Source organism: Curtobacterium sp. ZW137, assembly GCF_003762905.1.
In the GTDB taxonomy this organism is placed as follows: Bacteria; Actinomycetota; Actinomycetes; order Actinomycetales; family Microbacteriaceae; genus Curtobacterium.
The window spans coordinates 380,885-397,737 of record NZ_RJKS01000002.1; the positions used below are offsets into that span (position 1 = coordinate 380,885).

Genomic DNA, 16,853 nt, shown 5'->3' on the forward strand with positions numbered 1-16,853 from the left:
CACCGGACGGGAGGCCCGGTGCCAGCTGGCACCGGGCCTCCCGTCCGGGGTGGCGCAGCGTGCTACGCGGCCGGCGCCTCCGCCGGGGCGGCCGCGCCGTAGACCGCGGTGAGGATGCTCTCGACCCACTCGATCAGGCCGTCGTCGGGCAGGGCCTCGCCGTGCGGACGCGGCATCGGGATGCTCGACGCGTTCTGCTGCGGGAACCACTTCGCGCCGGGGTACATCCGCTTCAGCCGGACCTGGGACGAGTCGGCGAGCTCCTTGCCCGCGACCCGCAGGTTCGACCCCATGACGACCACGTCGGAGAGCCCGACCTGCTGCGCCATCCGCCGGAGCCGGGAGACCTCGACCAGGGTCTGGACAGCCTGCGGCGGCTGCCCGTACCGGTCGGTGAGCTCGTCGAGCACCATGTCGATCGCGTCGTGCTGCGCCGTCGGGGCGGAGGCGGCGGAGAGCTTCTGGTACGCCTCGAGCCGGAGCCGCTCGGACTCGACGTAGTCCTCGGGGATGTGCGCGTCGACGGGGATCTCGAGCCGGAGCTCGGTCTGCCCCTCGGCGACGTCCCCGCGGAACTGGGACACGGCTTCGCCGATCATGCGGAGGTACAGGTCGAAGCCGACGCCCGCGATGTGGCCGGACTGCTCACCGCCGAGCAGGTTGCCCGCACCGCGGATCTCGAGGTCCTTCATCGCTACCTGCATGCCCGCGCCGAGCTCGTTGTTCGCCGCGATGGTCTCGAGGCGGTCCTGCGCGGTCTCGGAGAGGGGCTTGTCGGCGTCGTAGAGGAAGTACGCGTACCCGCGCTCACGTCCACGACCGACACGACCACGGAGCTGGTGCAGCTGCGACAGCCCGTACTTGTCGGCGCGGTCGATGATGAGCGTGTTCGCGTTCGCGATGTCGAGGCCCGTCTCGATGATGGTCGTCGAGACGAGCACGTCGAAGCGGCGCTCCCAGAAGTCGACCATCACCTGCTCGAGGGTCTGCTCGGACATCTGCCCGTGCGCGACGGCGATGCGGGCGTCCGGGACGATCTCGGCGAGGTGCGCCGCGACCGACTGGATGTCCTTCACACGGTTGTGCACGTAGAAGACCTGGCCCTCGCGGAGCATCTCGCGCCGGATCGCCGCGGCCACCTGCAGGTCGGACTGCGGGCCGACGAAGGTCAGGATGGGGTGGCGGTCTTCCGGCGGGGTGGCGAGGGTCGACATCTCACGGATGCCCGTCACCGCCATCTCGAGCGAACGCGGGATCGGCGTCGCGGACATCGCCAGGACGTCCACGTTGGTCTTGAGCTTCTTGAGCTGGTCCTTGTGCTCGACGCCGAAGCGCTGCTCCTCGTCGATGATGACCAGGCCGACGTCCTTGAACTGCACGCCCTGCGAGAGGATCCGGTGCGTGCCGATGACGATGTCGACGGTGCCGTCGGCGAGGCCCGCGAGCGTCTCCTTCGACTCCTTCTCGGTCTGGAACCGGCTGAGCGCGCGGAGGTGCACCGGGAACCCGGCGAAGCGCTCCTGGAAGGTCTCCATGTGCTGGCGGACCAGCAGCGTGGTCGGGACGAGCATCGCGACCTGCTTGCCGTCCTGTACGGCCTTGAACGCGGCACGGATCGCGACCTCGGTCTTGCCGTACCCGACGTCACCGGAGAGCAGGCGGTCCATCGGGATCGGGCGCTCCATGTCGCGCTTGATCTCGTCGATGGTGGTGAGCTGGTCGGCGGTCTCGGCGAACGGGAAGGCCTCTTCGAGTTCGCGCTGCCACGGGGTGTCCGGGCCGAACGCGTGCCCCTTCGACGCCATGCGCGCGGAGTAGAGCTTCACGAGGTCGACGGCGATGTCGCGGACGGCCTTGCGCGCCTTGCTCTTCGCCGCGGACCAGTCCGATCCGCCCATCTTCGACAGGCTCGGGGACTCGCCGCCGACGTAGCGGGAGAGCTGGTCGAGCTGGTCGGTCGGCACGAAGAGCTTGTCGCCCGGGTAGCCGCGCTTGGACGGCGCGTACTCGAGCACGAGGTACTCGCGCTGCGTCTTGACGGCGTTGCGGCCGCCCGACGAGACCTCGCGCGAGACCAGCTCCACGAACTTGCCGATGCCGTGCGTGGCGTGCACGACGACGTCGCCCGGCTTGAGCTGCAGCGGGTCGACGACGTTCTTGCGCCGGCTCGCCAGCTTCTTGACGGTGCGGGCGCCCTGCTGCGCGGTGCGGCCGTAGAACTCGGCCTCGGACAGGACGGCGATGCGGGGGTCCGGGATGGAGAACCCGTGCTCGACCACTGCGGTCGTGACGATCGCGATGCCGGGCTGCGGCGGCGCGGTGACCGCTTCGGCGCGGGCCGCGACCCCGGCGTCGGCGAGCACCTGCACGGCGCGCTCGACGAGGCCCTGCCCCTGTGCGGTGACCACGACGGCCCAGCCGTCGTCGGTGAGCGCCTTGACGTGCGCGATGGCCCCGTCGGCGCTGCCGGCGAAGCTGGGGACGGCGTCGGCGCGGACGCGGACGTACTCCCCCGCCTCGGCCGCGGCGTCGGCGTCGCTCAGCGGTTCGTCGAGGCCCGAGTCGAACGGCGAGACCGTCCACCAGGTGCGGTCGCCCCGCGTGGCGCGGAGCTGCGGGACGGTGAGGAAGTTGCCGGCGTCGAGGTCGATCGGCGCCTGGGCCCCGGCGACCGCGGCGCTCCACGCGGCCTGCAGGAACTCCTGGTTCGTCTCGGCGAGGCTGTGCGCACGGCCGCTCACCCGCTCCGGCGAGAACACCGCGATGGTGGCGTCCGCGGGCAGGTAGTTCGTCATGGGGACGAGTTCCTCGACCAGGGCCGGTGCCAGGGACTCCATGCCCTCCACCGGGATGCCCTCGGCGACCTTCGCGAGCATCTGCGACAGGTTCGGGAACTCGTGCAGCATCTCCCGCGCACGCTGGCGCACGTCGTCACTGAGCAGGAGTTCGCGCGAGGCGGTCAGCTCGACGGAGCCGAGGTCGTCCTCTGTCGAGCGCTGGTCCGCGACGGAGAACGCCTTGATACCGTCGATCTCGTCGCCGAAGAAGTCGATGCGGACCGGGTGGTCGGCGGTCGGCGGGAAGACGTCGAGGATGCCACCGCGGACGGCGAACTCGCCACGACGAGTGACCAGGTCGACGCGGGCGTAGGCGAGGTCGACCAGCTGCGCGGCGATCGCCCCGAGGTCGTTGCCCCGCGACCCGGTGCGCAGCACGACGGGTGCGAGCGCGGTGAGGTTGCCGGCGATGGGCTGCAGCGCTGCGCGGACGCTGGCGACGACGACCGTGGTCGGCCGGTCGGCGGCGGGGGCGTCGTCCCAGGCCTGGAGCGCCCGGAGCGTCGCGATGCGCGTGCCGACGGTCTGCGCGCTCGGCGACAGGCGCTCGTGCGGCAGGGTCTCCCACGCGGGGAACTCGAGGACCTGCGCCTCGGGGAGGTAGCTCGACACGGCACCACGGACCGCCTCGGCTTCACGACCCGTGGCCGTGATCACGAGGACGCACTGCGGGCCCTTCCGCTCGGCCATCAGCGCGGCGAGCAGTGGCACACGCAGGCCGTCGACCACCGAGAAGTCGGCGTCACGGGGTGCGGCGCGGAGGACGCGATCGAACGCGGAGGCGCGCGAGAGCGCAGGGATGATGCCCGAGATCGTCACTCAGGACATGGTACCGGCGACGTCCGACAAGGACCGCCCGGTGCGCGACGGGCGAACGGAGCGCCGGGCGCCAGAGGTCAGGACGGCGCGTGCACGCGCTGCTGCGCGGCGACGAGCCCGAGGTCCACGATCGCCTCGACCGCGTCCGCGGCGTCGCCGATCAGGATCGGCAGCGACTTCTTCTCCGTCGGGGAGAAGTCGCGGAGGACGTAGTCGGCCGGGTCCTGACGACCGGGCGGGCGGCCGATGCCGACGCGCACCCGGGCGAACTCGTTCGTGCCCGTGGCCTTGATGATGTCGCGGAGCCCGTTGTGCCCGCCGTGTCCGCCGTTGCCCTTGAGGCGCACGGTGTCGAACGGCAGGTCGAGCTCGTCGTGCACGACGATCAGGTCGGCAGCGGTGGCACCGTAGAACCCGAGCACCGACGACACCGGGCCGCCGGAGGTGTTCATGAACGACCCCGGCTTGGCGAGCACCAGGCGGGGGCCACCCGGCACCAGGCGCCCCTCGGCGAGCTGGTTCGGGGTCTTGTGCTTCTTGAAGCTCGCGCCCATGCGCGCAGCGAGTTCGTCGAGGACCATCTGGCCGACGTTGTGACGGTTGCCCGCGTAGTCGGGCCCGGGGTTCCCGAGCCCGACCACGACGTGCAAACGATCAGTCACCAGCGTCGACCAGACGTCCCGAACGGGGTGTTACTCGGAGACCGGCTCGGAGCCGCCCTCGGCACCGGACTCGGCGCCGGCCTCAGCCGATGCCTCGTCCGCGGCGTCGTCGTCAGCGGTGCCGCGCGGGGTGACGATCGCGACGACCAGCGCCTCGGCGTCGGTCTCGAGCTCGGCACCCTCGGGGAGGGTGAGCTGCGATGCGTGGATCTGCGTGCCGTCCTCGAGGCCCTCGACGTCGACGACGACGTGCTCGGGGATGTCCGTCGCGAGGACGAGCAGCGAGATCGTGTTGAGGTCCTGCACGTGGATGGTGCCGGAGAAGGACTCGCCCTCGATGACGACGGGGACGTCGACGGTGACCTTCTCGCCACGGCGGAGGACGACGAGGTCGATGTGCTCGATGATCTGGCGCACCGGGTCACGCTGGACGTCCTTGACGAGGGCGAGCTGCGCGGTGCCGTCGATGTCGAGGTCCACGACCGCGTTCGCGGTACGGACGAGCAGCATGGTCTCGTGACCCGGCAGCGAGATGTGCACCGGCTCGGTGCCGTGGCCGTAGACGACCGCGGGGATCTTGTCGCTGGCACGGATCTTGCGCGCAGCGCCCTTGCCGAACTTGGTGCGGACTTCCGCTGCGAGCTTGGTGTAGTCGGCCATGGTGCCTCCTGGTGTGGGGAACGACACCGGGATGCCGGCATCGTGGGGTCTGTGGTGTTGCAACTCGAACGCGTGCACGCGTGAGGAACGTTCCCAGAGGTCAGCCGGGTCTCCCACCGCGTCGATCACGGCCGCGCGTACGCGACCCTCGCCGAAGTCGTCCGCAAGTCTAGCAGGACCCGTCCGGGCGTGTCGCACACGGCCCGGAACGGCGCGTGGGAAGTCGAATCGCGCGTAGGGGGTCGAAACGCGCGTAGGGGGTCGAATCGCGCGTAGGAGGTCGGTTCTTTCGACCGCCTACGCGCGTTTCGACTTTCGATCGCGCGCGCGTTGGGTGAAAACCCGCATCCACGGCGGACGGGAGGCTCGGTGCCAGCTGGCACCGAGCCTCCCGTCCGCCCTTCGGTCCGGCCTAGTGCCCGGACGCCTCCGCCTCGCGTGGCACCTTGAGGAAGCACAGGACCGTGAACGCGAGTGCGTAGAGGACGACGAACGTCCAGACCACGCCGCCGGGTCCGCCCCACGGCAGGACCGCGCTGACGACGGCGTTGCCGAGGAAGGTGGCCCCGCCGGCCGCGGTCGCGTACATCGCCATCGCCGCGCCGCGACGCTCCTCGCCCGCGAAGGCCGGGACGATCGCGCCCATCGGCGTGAAGCCGGCGAGCATGATGCCGAAGACGGTGCCTGCGGCGGTCGCGAGCCAGAAGCCCCACTCCGAACCGGCCGGGACGAGGTGCGGGACGTACCACCAGGCCAGCAGACCGACGGCCGAGGCGGCGATGCCGAACCACTTCACGGTGCGGATCCAGCCGATGCGGTCGCCGAGTGCGCCGAAGAACGCGTTGAAGACGATGTTGCCCGCGTAGACGATGACGGTCATGGTGAGCCACTTCGACTGCCCCCAGCCGAGCTCGGTGCCGATGATGGCCGGCATGATCACGAACATGCCGAACTCCGGCGCCGTGTTCACGAGGCGGATCACGACGGCCAGCAGGACCTTGGGGCGCGTGATGCAGACCTCGATGCCGCTCGCGATCACCCGGGCGGCGGAGTGCTCGCGCGGGGCGATGCGCCCGAGGCCGGTGCGCTCGTGCACGCCGAAGCGGACGAACGCCCACCCCGCGACGACGAACAGCAGGGAGAGCGCCATCGACCAGGTCTCCCCCGTCGCCCCGCCGCCGAACGCGGGGATGCTGCCGATCGCGATGAGGGAGCCGAGCGTCGGCAGGCCTCCCGTGAACACCACGTAGAACCAGCCGACGGCGGTGGCGTTCCGCTCGCGGGCGACGGTGTGGTTCACCCAGCAGAGGAACGAGAACGCGAACAGCGGGAAGCCGAGACCGCGGAGGAAGTACGTCAGCGCGATGAGTCCGACGGACCCGGTCGGCAGCGCCGCGAGGAACGTGATCTGGAACACGACCCAGAGCGCCGCGCCGATGGTCATCACCCGGCGCGGTCCCCAGAGTTCGGAGAGCACGCCCGCGAAGTACGAGGCGACCAGGACGGCGACGCCGTAGATCCCGATGACCATCGCGGCGCTGTCGGTGCCGCCGGCCCCGAGGGCACCCGCGATGTGCGGGGCGATGAAGTTCGACTCGATGCCGTCGCCGGTCATGAAGACGAGGACCCCGAGGAAGCCCCAGCGGAGCGGGTGCGGGATGCCGAGGCGGGCGAGGAGGCCCTCCCGGGAAGCGACGGCGTCGCCGGGACCTGCGGATGGCGCCTCGTCCGGTGACGGTGTGTCGTTGGGTGGGGCGGTGACCCCGTTGGGCGGCGTGAGTGTGGCAGCGCGGTTGCGGTTGACGTCCGACATGCGTCGTCTCTCTGGTGTGCCCCGGAGTGCTCGACCCGGCATCGCGGCATGTCTCCGGGGTGCGCCGCGCGCCGTTCCGCGCTGCCCGCGCAGTGGCTGCGGGCAGCGGGAGGTCGGCGATGATGCGAGTCCTGTACCCGGGGCTCGGCCCCGGCGGACCATCGCCGGCCCGAAGCATGGTGTCCGAGATTAGACCGCTCCAACGGGTTTCGTCAAAGACGACAACTGTTGGGTAACGATGTGTGGTGCGGGGTGTGCGGGGTGGCCGTTCCACGCGTAGGGGGTCGAATCGCGCGTAGGGGGTCGAATCGCGCGTAGGGGGTCGAATCGCGCGTAGGGGGTCGAATCGCGCGTAGGAGGTCGGTTCTTTCGACCTCCTACGCGCGATTCGTGTTCCCAGTGCGCGCGTGATGGGTGGGAACGCGCGTGGGTGCCGGACGGGAGGCTCGGTGCGGGCCGGCACCGAGCCTCCCGTCGGGTGGTGACGCACGCTGAGCGCGGGGCGCTCCCCCCATGGCAGCTCCCCGCACCCGACGCGCGGCGCCCGACGCCCGGCACCCGGAGCGCGGCGCGTCGCGGCGACCGTCAGTCGACGTCGGCCGGTGCGGCCGGCGCGAGGCGCCGGATCGTCGCGTCGAGTCGGCGATCGACGGCGAGCTGGTCCGCCTCCGCCTTCCGGAGCACGGACGCGTCGCTCGCCGTGACGTGCCGGAGGCGGTTCCACTCCGCGTCGTACAACGCACTCCGGTAGCCGGAGGACTCCTGGCAGGCGACGTCCCGCTTCGCGATGGCGATCTCCGGGTCCTGCACGGGCGTCGAGGAGATGTTCGTTCCGTAGTCCATCCGGATCGACCGCGAGGGCATCCCGTTCGGCGACGCCGGGAGGTCCGCGAGCCCGGCCGGCGCCATGCACGCGTGCCACTTCGCGGCTGCTGCGACGACGGTGTCGTCCTCGCGGGCAGCGGTCGCGGCGAGGTACGTCAAGCGCTTCGCGACGATCGATGCGCTCTGCACGGCGCCGCTCGCGTCGTCGGTGCCGAGCGTGCGGTACCCCTGCCGGAAGCACCGGGTGGTCTCCTGCTCGGAGGCATCGGCGAACGCCGCGTTCCGCTTCGGGTCCTCACCCCACGCCGTCATGCCGTCCTCGTTCGCGCCGACCGTCGACGGGCCGTGGTAGCCGCGTGTCCGAGCTGTCTCGGCGTCGAGCGGTTGGCTCCAGGCGAGGGCGGGTGACGTGTTGCCCCGCTCCGGTGTCTCGTCCTGGTCGGAGACCGCGTCGAGCCCGGCGATCGTCGCCCACGGCACCGGGAAGTCGATGCCGGCCGCGCGGAGACACGGCTGGATGACCAGGTTCAGTGCGTAGGTGTCCTTCCGGCCCCCCGGCTGGACGTAGCCGTCGAGGGGCATCGTCCAGGCTCCCGGATCCCGTTCGGTCGTCGGCGAGACGGCGACGTCGGCGGGCTCGGGCAGGCCGTGCACGACGCCGGCGGCGAGGCCGATGACGACCAGGGCGAGCGTGCCGGTCTTCGCGGCGCGACTGGTGATCTGCATGGTTCCCCCTAGGCGCGGACGAGGCCGCGTTCGTGTGCGGTGATGACGACCTGGATCCGGTTCCGGAGGCCGAGCTTCATCAGCACGGCGCGGACGTGGGTCTTCACGGTGGCCTCGCTGAGGAACACGCTCGCGGCGATCTCGGCGTTGCTGAGGCCCTTCGCGACGAGCAGGAACACCTCGCGCTCGCGGGCCGTGAGGGCGTCGAGGACCTCGTCCCGGCGGTCCGGCTCGACAGGGGTGCCCTGCGCGCGGAGGAGTTCGAGGGCCTCGGACTCGGTCGGCGCCGGTCTGCCCTCGTGGACGTCCCGGATGGTGGCCGTCACGACCTCGGGGAGCGCGTCCTTCGTCAGGAACGCGGCGGCTCCGGCGCGGAGGGCGGCGAGGACCGCGTCGTCGCGGCGGATCGTCGTCAGGGCGACGACGCGGGGCCGGTCGTCGTCCGCGGCAGCCAGGCGAGCGAGGGTCTCGATGCCGTTCATCACGGGCATCCGCAGGTCGAGCAGGAGCACGTCGGGGTGCTCGGCGGCACAGAGTTCGAGGGCTTCGGCGCCGTCGGCCGCGGTCCCGACGCAGGTCATGTCGTCCTGGGCGTCGACGAGCATCCGCATGCCGGAGGCGAAGAGCCGCTGGTCGTCGACGACGGCGACGCGGATCACCGTGCGACCTCGAGCATCGGCGCCACGGCGGGGGCATCGACGGTCGGCAGCCACGCCGTCACCACCCACTCGTGCTCCGCGTCACCGGTTCCGGCGCGCAGCCACCCGCCCGCGAGCCGTGCCCGCTCCTGCATCCCGGCGATCCCGGAACCCGCGCCGTCGAGTTCGACGAGCGGTGCGCCCCCGGTCGACGTCACCACGACGCCGAGGCCCGGACCGCGCCAGTCGAGGACCACACGGGCGGTGGCGGTCCGGCCCTGGTGCTTGAGGACGTTCGTCAGGCTCTCCTGGACGATGCGGTGCACGGCGGAGCCGACCGCCGGAGCCACGGCGGACGGTGCGCCGTGCTGCTCGAACGACGCGGTCATCCCGAGCTCGCGCATGTCCTCGACCAGGGGCGGCACGTCCTCGAGACCATGCCGTGCGTCGTCGCCCGCGCCCTGGATCCGTTCCACGAGTGCGCGGACGTCCCCGAGTGCCGAGCGGCTCACATCGGCGATGTCCTGCAGCGCCCGCGCCGCGTGCTCGTCCCGCACAGCGATCGCCGCGGCCCCCTGGGCCTGCGACACGACGACCGCGAGCGAGTGCGCCAGCGAGTCGTGCACGTCCCGGGCGATCCGCGCCCGCTCCTGCTCCGCGTGGAGTTCACCGGTCGTCACCTCGGTCTCCCGCTCGGCCTCGACGACGCGCACCCGAGCGAGCCCGATCCGCCACGTCGCGCCGATCGCGACGCCGATCGCCCACCCGATGCCGCTCGCCCCGGCGATCGCCAGCGCGATGAACGCCAGGTTCGTCCGGGTCCCGGTCGACGAGCCGACCCAGAGTCCCCACACGTCGGGGTCCGCGACCGTGGGGACGACCATCGCCCACGCGGCGGCGACACTGGCGACCGCGAGGACGGGCACCGCGAGCCATCGCAGGAGGTCCGACCGTCCGGCACCCACGATGCCGACGACGATCGCGATGGCCAGGTACTCCGGCCAGGTCGTGTCGGTCGGCCGGTGCAGCAACCGGAACGCCTGCAGGAGCGGCACCACGACGACGAGCCCGAGGGCGGTCGAGGGCATCCAGTTCGCCAGACCGATCGCCACCGCGAGGGCGGACACCACGACGACGTGGTCCGCGAGCCCGGAGCGGCCGGCCTCGGCGACGATCCAGAGCACGAGGTACACGGCGCCGGCAGCGGGTGCCAGGAGGTGCCGGAACCGGCGGAGGGTGGAGGTCATGACGCCGAGCGTATGGGGACGCTCGGGCGGTCAGCGAGCGGCGGTGGCGCTTTTCATCCGAGGTGATGAGGGACGGTCAGCGGCCGAGGTCGCGGCGGTGCCGTTGCGCGGCGGCGAGGAGTTCCCGCGCGCTGTCGCTCGCGGCCTCGGCGTCGTCCCGAGCGTGTTCGAGGCGCTCGATCTCGGCGGTCGCGCGCTCGAGGTCGCGCTGGAGTTCGGCTCGGCGCTCCTCGGCGGCCTCGAGGTCGGTCTCGGCCGCGTCGAGTGCCGCGTCGGCATCGCGGGACTCCGCCCGCGCGGCGGTCTCGGCCTGGCGGGCGGCGCGGCGGTCGGCAGCGGGGTCGCGCTTCGGTTCGGGTTCCGGGGTCGGCTGCGGCTCGTCTCGGGACTCCGGCCGGGAGGCTCGGGCCGGCTTGTGCTTCCGTCTCCCCTCCGAGATGGGGATGGGTGGGGCATCGCTGCCGGACCAGGCATCGGGGACCGCGTCCGGCACCGCGAGCGCGCCGTCCAGGTCGACGTCGTCGAACCCCGCGCTCTCGAGCGGCTGGACCAGGAGTCCCGAGCGGACCGCCGCCCCCGCGTGCGGATCGGCCATCGCGGCCTCGATCGTGGCGCGGACCTGGTCGACCACCGCCGCGGTGACCTCGTGTCCCGCTTCGGAAGCGAGGTCCGCGCCGGCCTGCGCGAGGGCGCCGACGACGCTCGACCGCTGGCGCCGGAGGGCCGCGATCTCCTTCGGGTCGGCGTTCGCCTGGGCCTCGCGGATCGCGGGACCCAGGTCGACCGCCTCGTCAAGCGAACCGTCCGCTGCCAGGAGGTCGATCACCCAGGCGGCCGGCGCGGGCTTCCGGAGCTTCCCGATCGCTGCCGCGAGGTCCCGGTCGTCCTTCCGGGCGGCCCGCTGCCGTGCGGTGCGTTCGGCGACGAAGTCCGCCGGCGCGCTCCGGAGGAGGTCGCGGGCTGCCTCCGCGAGCGTGTCGATGTCCACGCCCCGGAGGCTACCCGCGCCCGCTCACCGGTCGCGCCCGCTCACCAGTCGTGGACGGTGCCGTCGGCCAGGCGGTTGAACGGCAGGTACGCCTGCTCGTAGGGGTACTTGCCCGCTTCGTCCACGTCGAGCGAGACACCGAGACCCGGCTGGTCGCCCGGGTGCAGGTAGCCGTCGGTGAACGTGAAGGTCTGCTGGAAGACCTGGTTCGTGCGGTCCCCGTGCTGCATGTACTCCTGGATGCCGAAGTTGTGGATCGCCATACCGAGGTGCATCTGCGCCGCGAGCCCGACCGGCGAGATGTCGGTCGGCCCGTGGAACCCGGACTTGATCTGGTACATCGCGGCGTAGTCCATCGTCTTCTTCAGCGGGGTCACGCCGCCCATGTGGGTGACGGCACCGCGGACGTAGTCGATGAGCTGGTCGCGGATGATGTCCTTGAAGTCCCAGATCGTGTTGAAGACCTCACCGATCGCGAGCGGCGTCGTGGTGTGCTGCCGGACGAGCTTCAGGGCTTCCTGGTTCTCCGCCGGGGTGCAGTCCTCGAGCCAGAACAGGTCGTACGGCTCGAGCGACTTGCCGAGCTTCGCGGCCTGCAGCGGGGTCATCCGGTGGTGGCCGTCGTGCAGCAGGGGCAGCTCGGGGCCGAACTCGTTGCGGACGGCTTCGAACACGGTGGGCACGTGCCGGAGGTACGCGCGGGTGTCCCAGTCCTCCATCGCCGGGAAGGCACCACGCTGCGCCGGCTCGAAGTCGTACCGGACGCCGGTGTTGCCCTCGGTGGTCTTGTTCGACGCGATGCCGTAGATCGACTCCAGCCCGGGGACACCCGTCTGCACGCGGATCGAGCGGTAGCCCTCTTCCTGGTGCGCGCGGATCGAGTCGAACAGCTCGGGCAGTTCCTTGCCGGAGGCGTGCCCGTACGCCATCAGCCCGGTGCGCGATGCGCCGCCGAGCAGCTGGTAGAGCGGCATCCCTGCGACCTTCGCCTTGATGTCCCAGAGCGCCATGTCCACGGCGGCGATCGCGGCCATCGTGACCGGGCCGCGACGCCAGTACGACGAGCGGTAGAGGAACTGCCAGGCGTCCTCGATGCGGCTGGCATCGCGGCCGATGAGCAGCGGGACGACGTGCTCGGACAGGTACGCGGCAGCCGCGAGTTCACGGCCGTTCAGCGTGGCGTCGCCGAGGCCCGTGACGCCGTCAGCGGTGGTGATCTTCAGCGTGACGAAGTTGCGGTCGGGGCTGGTGACGATCACCTCGGCCTGCTCGATGAGCTGCCCGCGGTCGGCGGACGGCCAGGTGTCCGGACGACCCGATGTCGCGTCGGCGGCTCGGTCGTCCGTCGCGCCGGGGACGGGGGCCGCCGGGTTCGTGGTGCCGGTCGGGGCCTGGTCGGCGTCGGTCATGCTGGTACTCCTTCGGATGCGCGGGCACTGGCCGCGCGGATGCGGTCGGCTGCGGCGGTCACCGCGGCGACGACGGGGGTGGTGTCGAGGTCAGGGGCGATCACGGCGAGGACGTCGTGCACGTCCGAGCCTGCACCGGGAGCGCCCGGGTCGTTCACGAGCTCCGGCTGCGTGGTCACGTGCAGCCACCACGCGGCGACGAGGGTCGCGGCACCGGGGCCGATGCCGGCCGACGGGTCGCGGGCGAGGCGGTGCCGCAGGACGTCCACGACCCGGACGGGCAGCTTCTCGGAACCGCCGGAGGCGATCTGGGTGAGGGTGTGCCGGATGCGCGGGTTCTCGAACCGGTCGACGAGCGCCGCGCGGGCGTCGGCGATCTCCTCGGCGGGGAGGGGCAGCTCGAGCGCGGCTTCGTCCCACAGCTGCTCGACCGCCGTCCGGCAGGTCGGGTCGGCCATGGCGTCGGCGACGGTCTCGTGCCCGAGCTGCAGGCCGAGGTAGGCGAGCAGGGAGTGCGAGCCGTTCAGGAGCCAGAGCTTCCGCTGCTCGTACGGGGTGACGTCGTCGACGACGCGCGCGCCGGCGGTCTCCCACGCGGGGCGCTCGACCCCGGGGAACGCGTCCTCGATCACCCACTCCGCGAAGGGCTCGGTGACGACGGGGACGCGGTCCCCGTCGAGCGCCCCGGGCAGCGCGTCGAGCCCGGCGACGTCCGCGGCCGTGGTCGCCGGGGTGATCCGGTCCACCATCGAGCTCGGGAACGACACGTTCGCGTCGATCCAGGCGCGGAGCGCTTCGTCGGTCACGGCACCGAGGACCGCGTCGCGCAGCACCGAACCGTTGTGCGTGAGGTTGTCGAGGCTCATCAGCGCGATCGGCCCCGCTCCGGCCCGGCGTCGGGCGTCGAGGCCGGCGACCAGGCGAGCCGGGACGTCGGCCCCCGATCGGTAGCCCTGCTCCGTGACCGTCAGTGTGACGATCGCGGTCTCCGGGGACGCGAGCGCGTTCGTCCAAGCGTCGGAGTCGCTGCCCGGGTGGGCGGCGACGATCGTGTCGATCACCTCGGCGGAGTCACCGTCCGCCGCCCGGGTGACCAGGGTGTACCGGCAGTCCTGCGCCGTCAGGGCATCGGCCGCGTCCGGCGAGCGACCGGTGAACGCGGTGATCCCCCACGGCGCTCCGGACGCGTGCTGGGTGTACCAGGCGAGGTGGGCGCGCGCGAACGCACCCACCCCGAGGTGCACGATGCCGCGACGGCGCTCGGTCATGCCGACACCGGGACAAGCGACTTGAGGTACGCCAGGTTGTCCGCGGTGCGGGCCGCGAGCGGCAGGTCGGTGGAGAAGTCCTCCACCGTGACCCAGCCGTCGTACCCGTGGGTGCCGAGCGCCGCGAAGTAGTCCGACACGGATGCCTGACCGGCACGGAGCGGTGCCCACTGGTTCTGCCAGATGGCGCTGCCGTCGGCCCGGGTGTCGCCGGTGTCGACCCAGCGGGCGTTCTTCACGTGGACGTGGGCCAGGTACGGGCCGAGGAGCTCGAACGCGGCGAGGTGGTCTTCCTGCCCCTCGATGACGAGGTTGCCGAGGTCGTGGATGACGCCGACGTGCTCCGGGTCGAGGCCGTCGACGAGCCGCAGGGCAGCCGAGGCCGACGGGGTGATCGTCATGTGGTGCAGCTCGACCAGCGCCTTCACACCGAGTTCGGTCGCGCGGGACACCGCCCACTCGAGGTCGGCGCGGGTCCGGTCGAAGACCTGGGCGTAGGTCTCGCCGGTGCGCTCCTTCTCCTGCCGGTACATCGGCATGCTGACACGGACCTGGCGGGCGCCGAGCTCGCTGGTGACGCGGAGCATCGTCTCGACGCCGTCGTGGTTCGCCGCCTGCTGGTAGCCACCGATGCCGGAGTACTCGAGCCCCGCGGCGTCCGTGATGCGGGCGATGTCGCCGACGCGGTCCTGGATGCCGGTGAACTGCCACGTGGCGTTGTTGCCCGCCCAGAAGGACTGCTCGGCCGGCACCGTGGTGCCCTCGGCCGGGCGGTCGTCGACGATGCGCCACTCGATGCCGTCCCAGCCCTGTTCGGCCAGGGTCGTCGCGGCCGCTTCCGGGGTCCAGTCCGGGGTGGATGCGGTGAACACGGAGAACTTCATCGGTTCGCTCCTTCTGCTGCGGTTGCTGCCGGGACGACGGGGACGACGTCGTCGTACTTGCCCTCGATCACGTCGTCGATGCGGACGGGCTGGCCGAGCGTCGCGCTGACGTACAGCCCGCGGACCGTGGCCAGCGAGACCAGCGCGGCGTCGACGGTCACGCCGGGTTCCCGCCCGTTGCGGATCGCGTCCACGATGTCGCTGTACTGGCGCCCGTGGCCGGCGAGGAAGTGCTCTGACTCCTGCGGGCCGCCGACGACGTGCTCCGGGGGGACGATGTCGGCCTTCTGGTCGACGGCGTCCGCGACCGCCGTGGCGTTCGCGGTCGTCGATGCGGACTCGAGGGTGGCGGCGTCCGGCGCGACGTGGAAGTAGGCCAGCCGGTCGTCGTCGACGATGGCGGACCCGTGCGTGCCGTAGATCGCGTAGCGCGCGGAGAGACCCGGGTACGCGGCGGTGGTGCAGTGGATGACGCCGAGCGCGCCGTTCTCGAAGCGGACCGTGGCGACCGCCGTGTCCTCGACCTCGATCCGGTCGTGCGCGAGGAGCCCGATCTGGGCGGAGATCTCCACCGGGCGACCGAGGGTCCACACGAGGAGGTCGACGGTGTGCACGCCCTGGTTCATCACCGCGCCGCCGCCGTCGAGGTCCCAGGTACCCCGCCAGTCGCCGGAGTCGTAGTAGCCCTGCGAGCGGTACCAGGCGACGCTCGCGAGGCCGGAGGTCACCCGTCCGAAGCCCCCGCCGTGCGCGGCCTGCGCCACGGCGACCGAGGCCGGGTCGAACCGGTGCTGGCTGATCACGCTGACGACGAGGCCGCGGTCACGAGCGGACGCGGCGAGCGCGGCGATCTGACGGGCCCGGGGCATCGTGGTGTCGAGCGGCTTCTCGATGACGACGTGCTTGCCCGCGGCGAGCGCCGCTTCGGCGAGTGCGACGTGCATGCCGGACGGGGAGCAGATCGCGACGACGTCGATGTCGGTCTGCGCGATGGCTGCTTCGATCGTCGACGTGGTGAGCGGGCGGGGTGCACCCGATGCCTCGATCTCGTCGGCGGCGCTGGTGGCGGCTTCGGGGATGGCGTCGACGAGGGCGACGACGTCGAGGCCGTCGTTCGCGAGCGCGACGCGGGCGTGGTGGCGACCGATGACGCCGGCGCCGACGACGGCGAGCTTGAGGGGTGCTGTGGTGTCTGCGGTCATCGCAGGGTCACTCCGATCTGGTCGGTGAGGGTGCGGAGGGCTCGTCCCGCGCGGCCGAACGCCGCGGGGCCGGAGAACCCGCCGAGGGAGGTGAAGTCGCTGAGGTGCGGTTCGAGGGACGCGTACCCGGAGTACCCGGCGTCGCGCAGGGCGGTGAGGGTCTCGAGGAGTTCCCCGTCGCCTTCCCCGGCCGGGACCACGGACGAGTCGGCGGCGAGGGCGTCCTTCACCTGGAGGTACTGGACGTACGGGGCGAGCTGCGCCCAGCCGTCGGTGTACGGCTGGACGCCGCACTGGACGTAGTTCGCGTTGTCCCAGGCGAGCCGGAGTGCCGGGGAACCGACGCTCTCGACGATGTCGAGCACGCGCGAGGGGACGTCGCCGTAGATGTCCTTCTCGTTCTCGTGCAGCAGGACCACGCCTTCGCGCGACGCCAGCTCGGCGAGTGCGCGCATCCGCGTGAGGACGGCGTCACGGACGTCCTCCGGCTGGCGGCCCTCGTAGTAGAAGGAGAAGATCCGGATGTACTTCGTGCCGAGCGCGTGGGCCGCGGCGATCGCACGGCCGAGTCGCTGGAGCTCGTGCTCGACGGGTTCGTCGACGGAGACCTTGCCGATCGGCGATGCGATCGCGGACACGGTCTGGCCGCGTTCTTCGAACAGGCGGTGCAGCCCGGCGAGCTGGTCGTCGTCGAGGTCGACGACGTTCACCCCCCAGGCGCTCCGGACCTCGATCGCACTGGCGCCGAGCGCCTGCAGGACCGCGACCTGGATCGCGGGGTCGGCGTCGATCTCGTCACCGAAGCCGGTGAGCTCCCAACTGAGCTGGGTCATTTCGTTCCCTTCATGAGGACCAGGGTGGCCGACGCGGCGGAC

General features: G+C 71.8%; 13 protein-coding genes. All 13 read right to left on the minus strand.

Annotated elements, in window-relative coordinates; genetic code table 11:
* Positions 1-62: 62 nt before the first annotated feature.
* The gene (gene mfd, locus EDF55_RS06975; RefSeq protein WP_123654208.1) at positions 63-3,656 is read right to left on the minus strand and encodes a transcription-repair coupling factor; all 3,594 of its coding nucleotides are present in this window, start codon (positions 3,654-3,656) and stop codon (positions 63-65) included.
* Between the two features lie 77 nt (positions 3,657-3,733).
* On the minus strand, positions 3,734-4,318 hold the full coding sequence (gene pth / locus EDF55_RS06980) for an aminoacyl-tRNA hydrolase (RefSeq protein WP_123654209.1): 585 nt from the start codon (positions 4,316-4,318) through the stop codon (positions 3,734-3,736).
* Positions 4,319-4,348: 30 nt separating this feature from the next.
* Positions 4,349-4,978, minus strand: a complete 630-nt coding sequence (locus EDF55_RS06985; protein WP_123654210.1) for a 50S ribosomal protein L25/general stress protein Ctc — start codon at positions 4,976-4,978, stop codon at positions 4,349-4,351.
* A 412-nt stretch (positions 4,979-5,390) separates the two neighbouring features.
* The gene (locus EDF55_RS06990) at positions 5,391-6,791 is read right to left on the minus strand and encodes an RbtT/DalT/CsbX family MFS transporter (protein ID WP_123654211.1); all 1,401 of its coding nucleotides are present in this window, start codon (positions 6,789-6,791) and stop codon (positions 5,391-5,393) included.
* 585 nt (positions 6,792-7,376) lie between these two features.
* Positions 7,377-8,342, minus strand: a complete 966-nt coding sequence (locus EDF55_RS06995; protein WP_123654212.1) for a hypothetical protein — start codon at positions 8,340-8,342, stop codon at positions 7,377-7,379.
* 8 nt (positions 8,343-8,350) lie between these two features.
* The gene (locus EDF55_RS07000) at positions 8,351-9,001 is read right to left on the minus strand and encodes a response regulator transcription factor (RefSeq protein WP_123654213.1); all 651 of its coding nucleotides are present in this window, start codon (positions 8,999-9,001) and stop codon (positions 8,351-8,353) included.
* Entirely contained in the window at positions 8,998-10,227 is a 1,230-nt protein-coding gene (locus EDF55_RS07005; RefSeq protein ID WP_123654214.1) for a sensor histidine kinase, read from the minus strand. The genes EDF55_RS07000 and EDF55_RS07005 overlap by 4 nt, the downstream gene beginning before the upstream one ends.
* 76 nt (positions 10,228-10,303) lie before the next feature.
* Positions 10,304-11,215, minus strand: coding sequence for a hypothetical protein (locus EDF55_RS07010; RefSeq protein ID WP_123654215.1), 912 nt, complete (start codon positions 11,213-11,215; stop codon positions 10,304-10,306).
* Positions 11,216-11,256: 41 nt separating this feature from the next.
* Positions 11,257-12,624, minus strand: coding sequence for a D-mannonate dehydratase ManD (manD, locus tag EDF55_RS07015; RefSeq protein WP_243698307.1), 1,368 nt, complete (start codon positions 12,622-12,624; stop codon positions 11,257-11,259).
* Entirely contained in the window at positions 12,621-13,892 is a 1,272-nt protein-coding gene (locus tag EDF55_RS07020; protein WP_123654216.1) for a mannitol dehydrogenase family protein, read from the minus strand. The genes manD and EDF55_RS07020 overlap by 4 nt, the downstream gene beginning before the upstream one ends.
* The gene (locus EDF55_RS07025) at positions 13,889-14,776 is read right to left on the minus strand and encodes a sugar phosphate isomerase/epimerase (protein WP_123654217.1); all 888 of its coding nucleotides are present in this window, start codon (positions 14,774-14,776) and stop codon (positions 13,889-13,891) included. Before EDF55_RS07025 ends, EDF55_RS07020 begins: the two co-directional genes overlap by 4 nt.
* On the minus strand, positions 14,773-15,978 hold the full coding sequence (locus EDF55_RS07030; protein ID WP_123654218.1) for a Gfo/Idh/MocA family protein: 1,206 nt from the start codon (positions 15,976-15,978) through the stop codon (positions 14,773-14,775). Before EDF55_RS07030 ends, EDF55_RS07025 begins: the two co-directional genes overlap by 4 nt.
* Positions 15,975-16,811 (minus strand): sugar phosphate isomerase/epimerase, encoded by an 837-nt coding sequence (locus EDF55_RS07035; protein ID WP_123654219.1) that lies wholly within the window; start codon positions 16,809-16,811, stop codon positions 15,975-15,977. Before EDF55_RS07035 ends, EDF55_RS07030 begins: the two co-directional genes overlap by 4 nt.
* Positions 16,812-16,853: the final 42 nt, after the last annotated feature.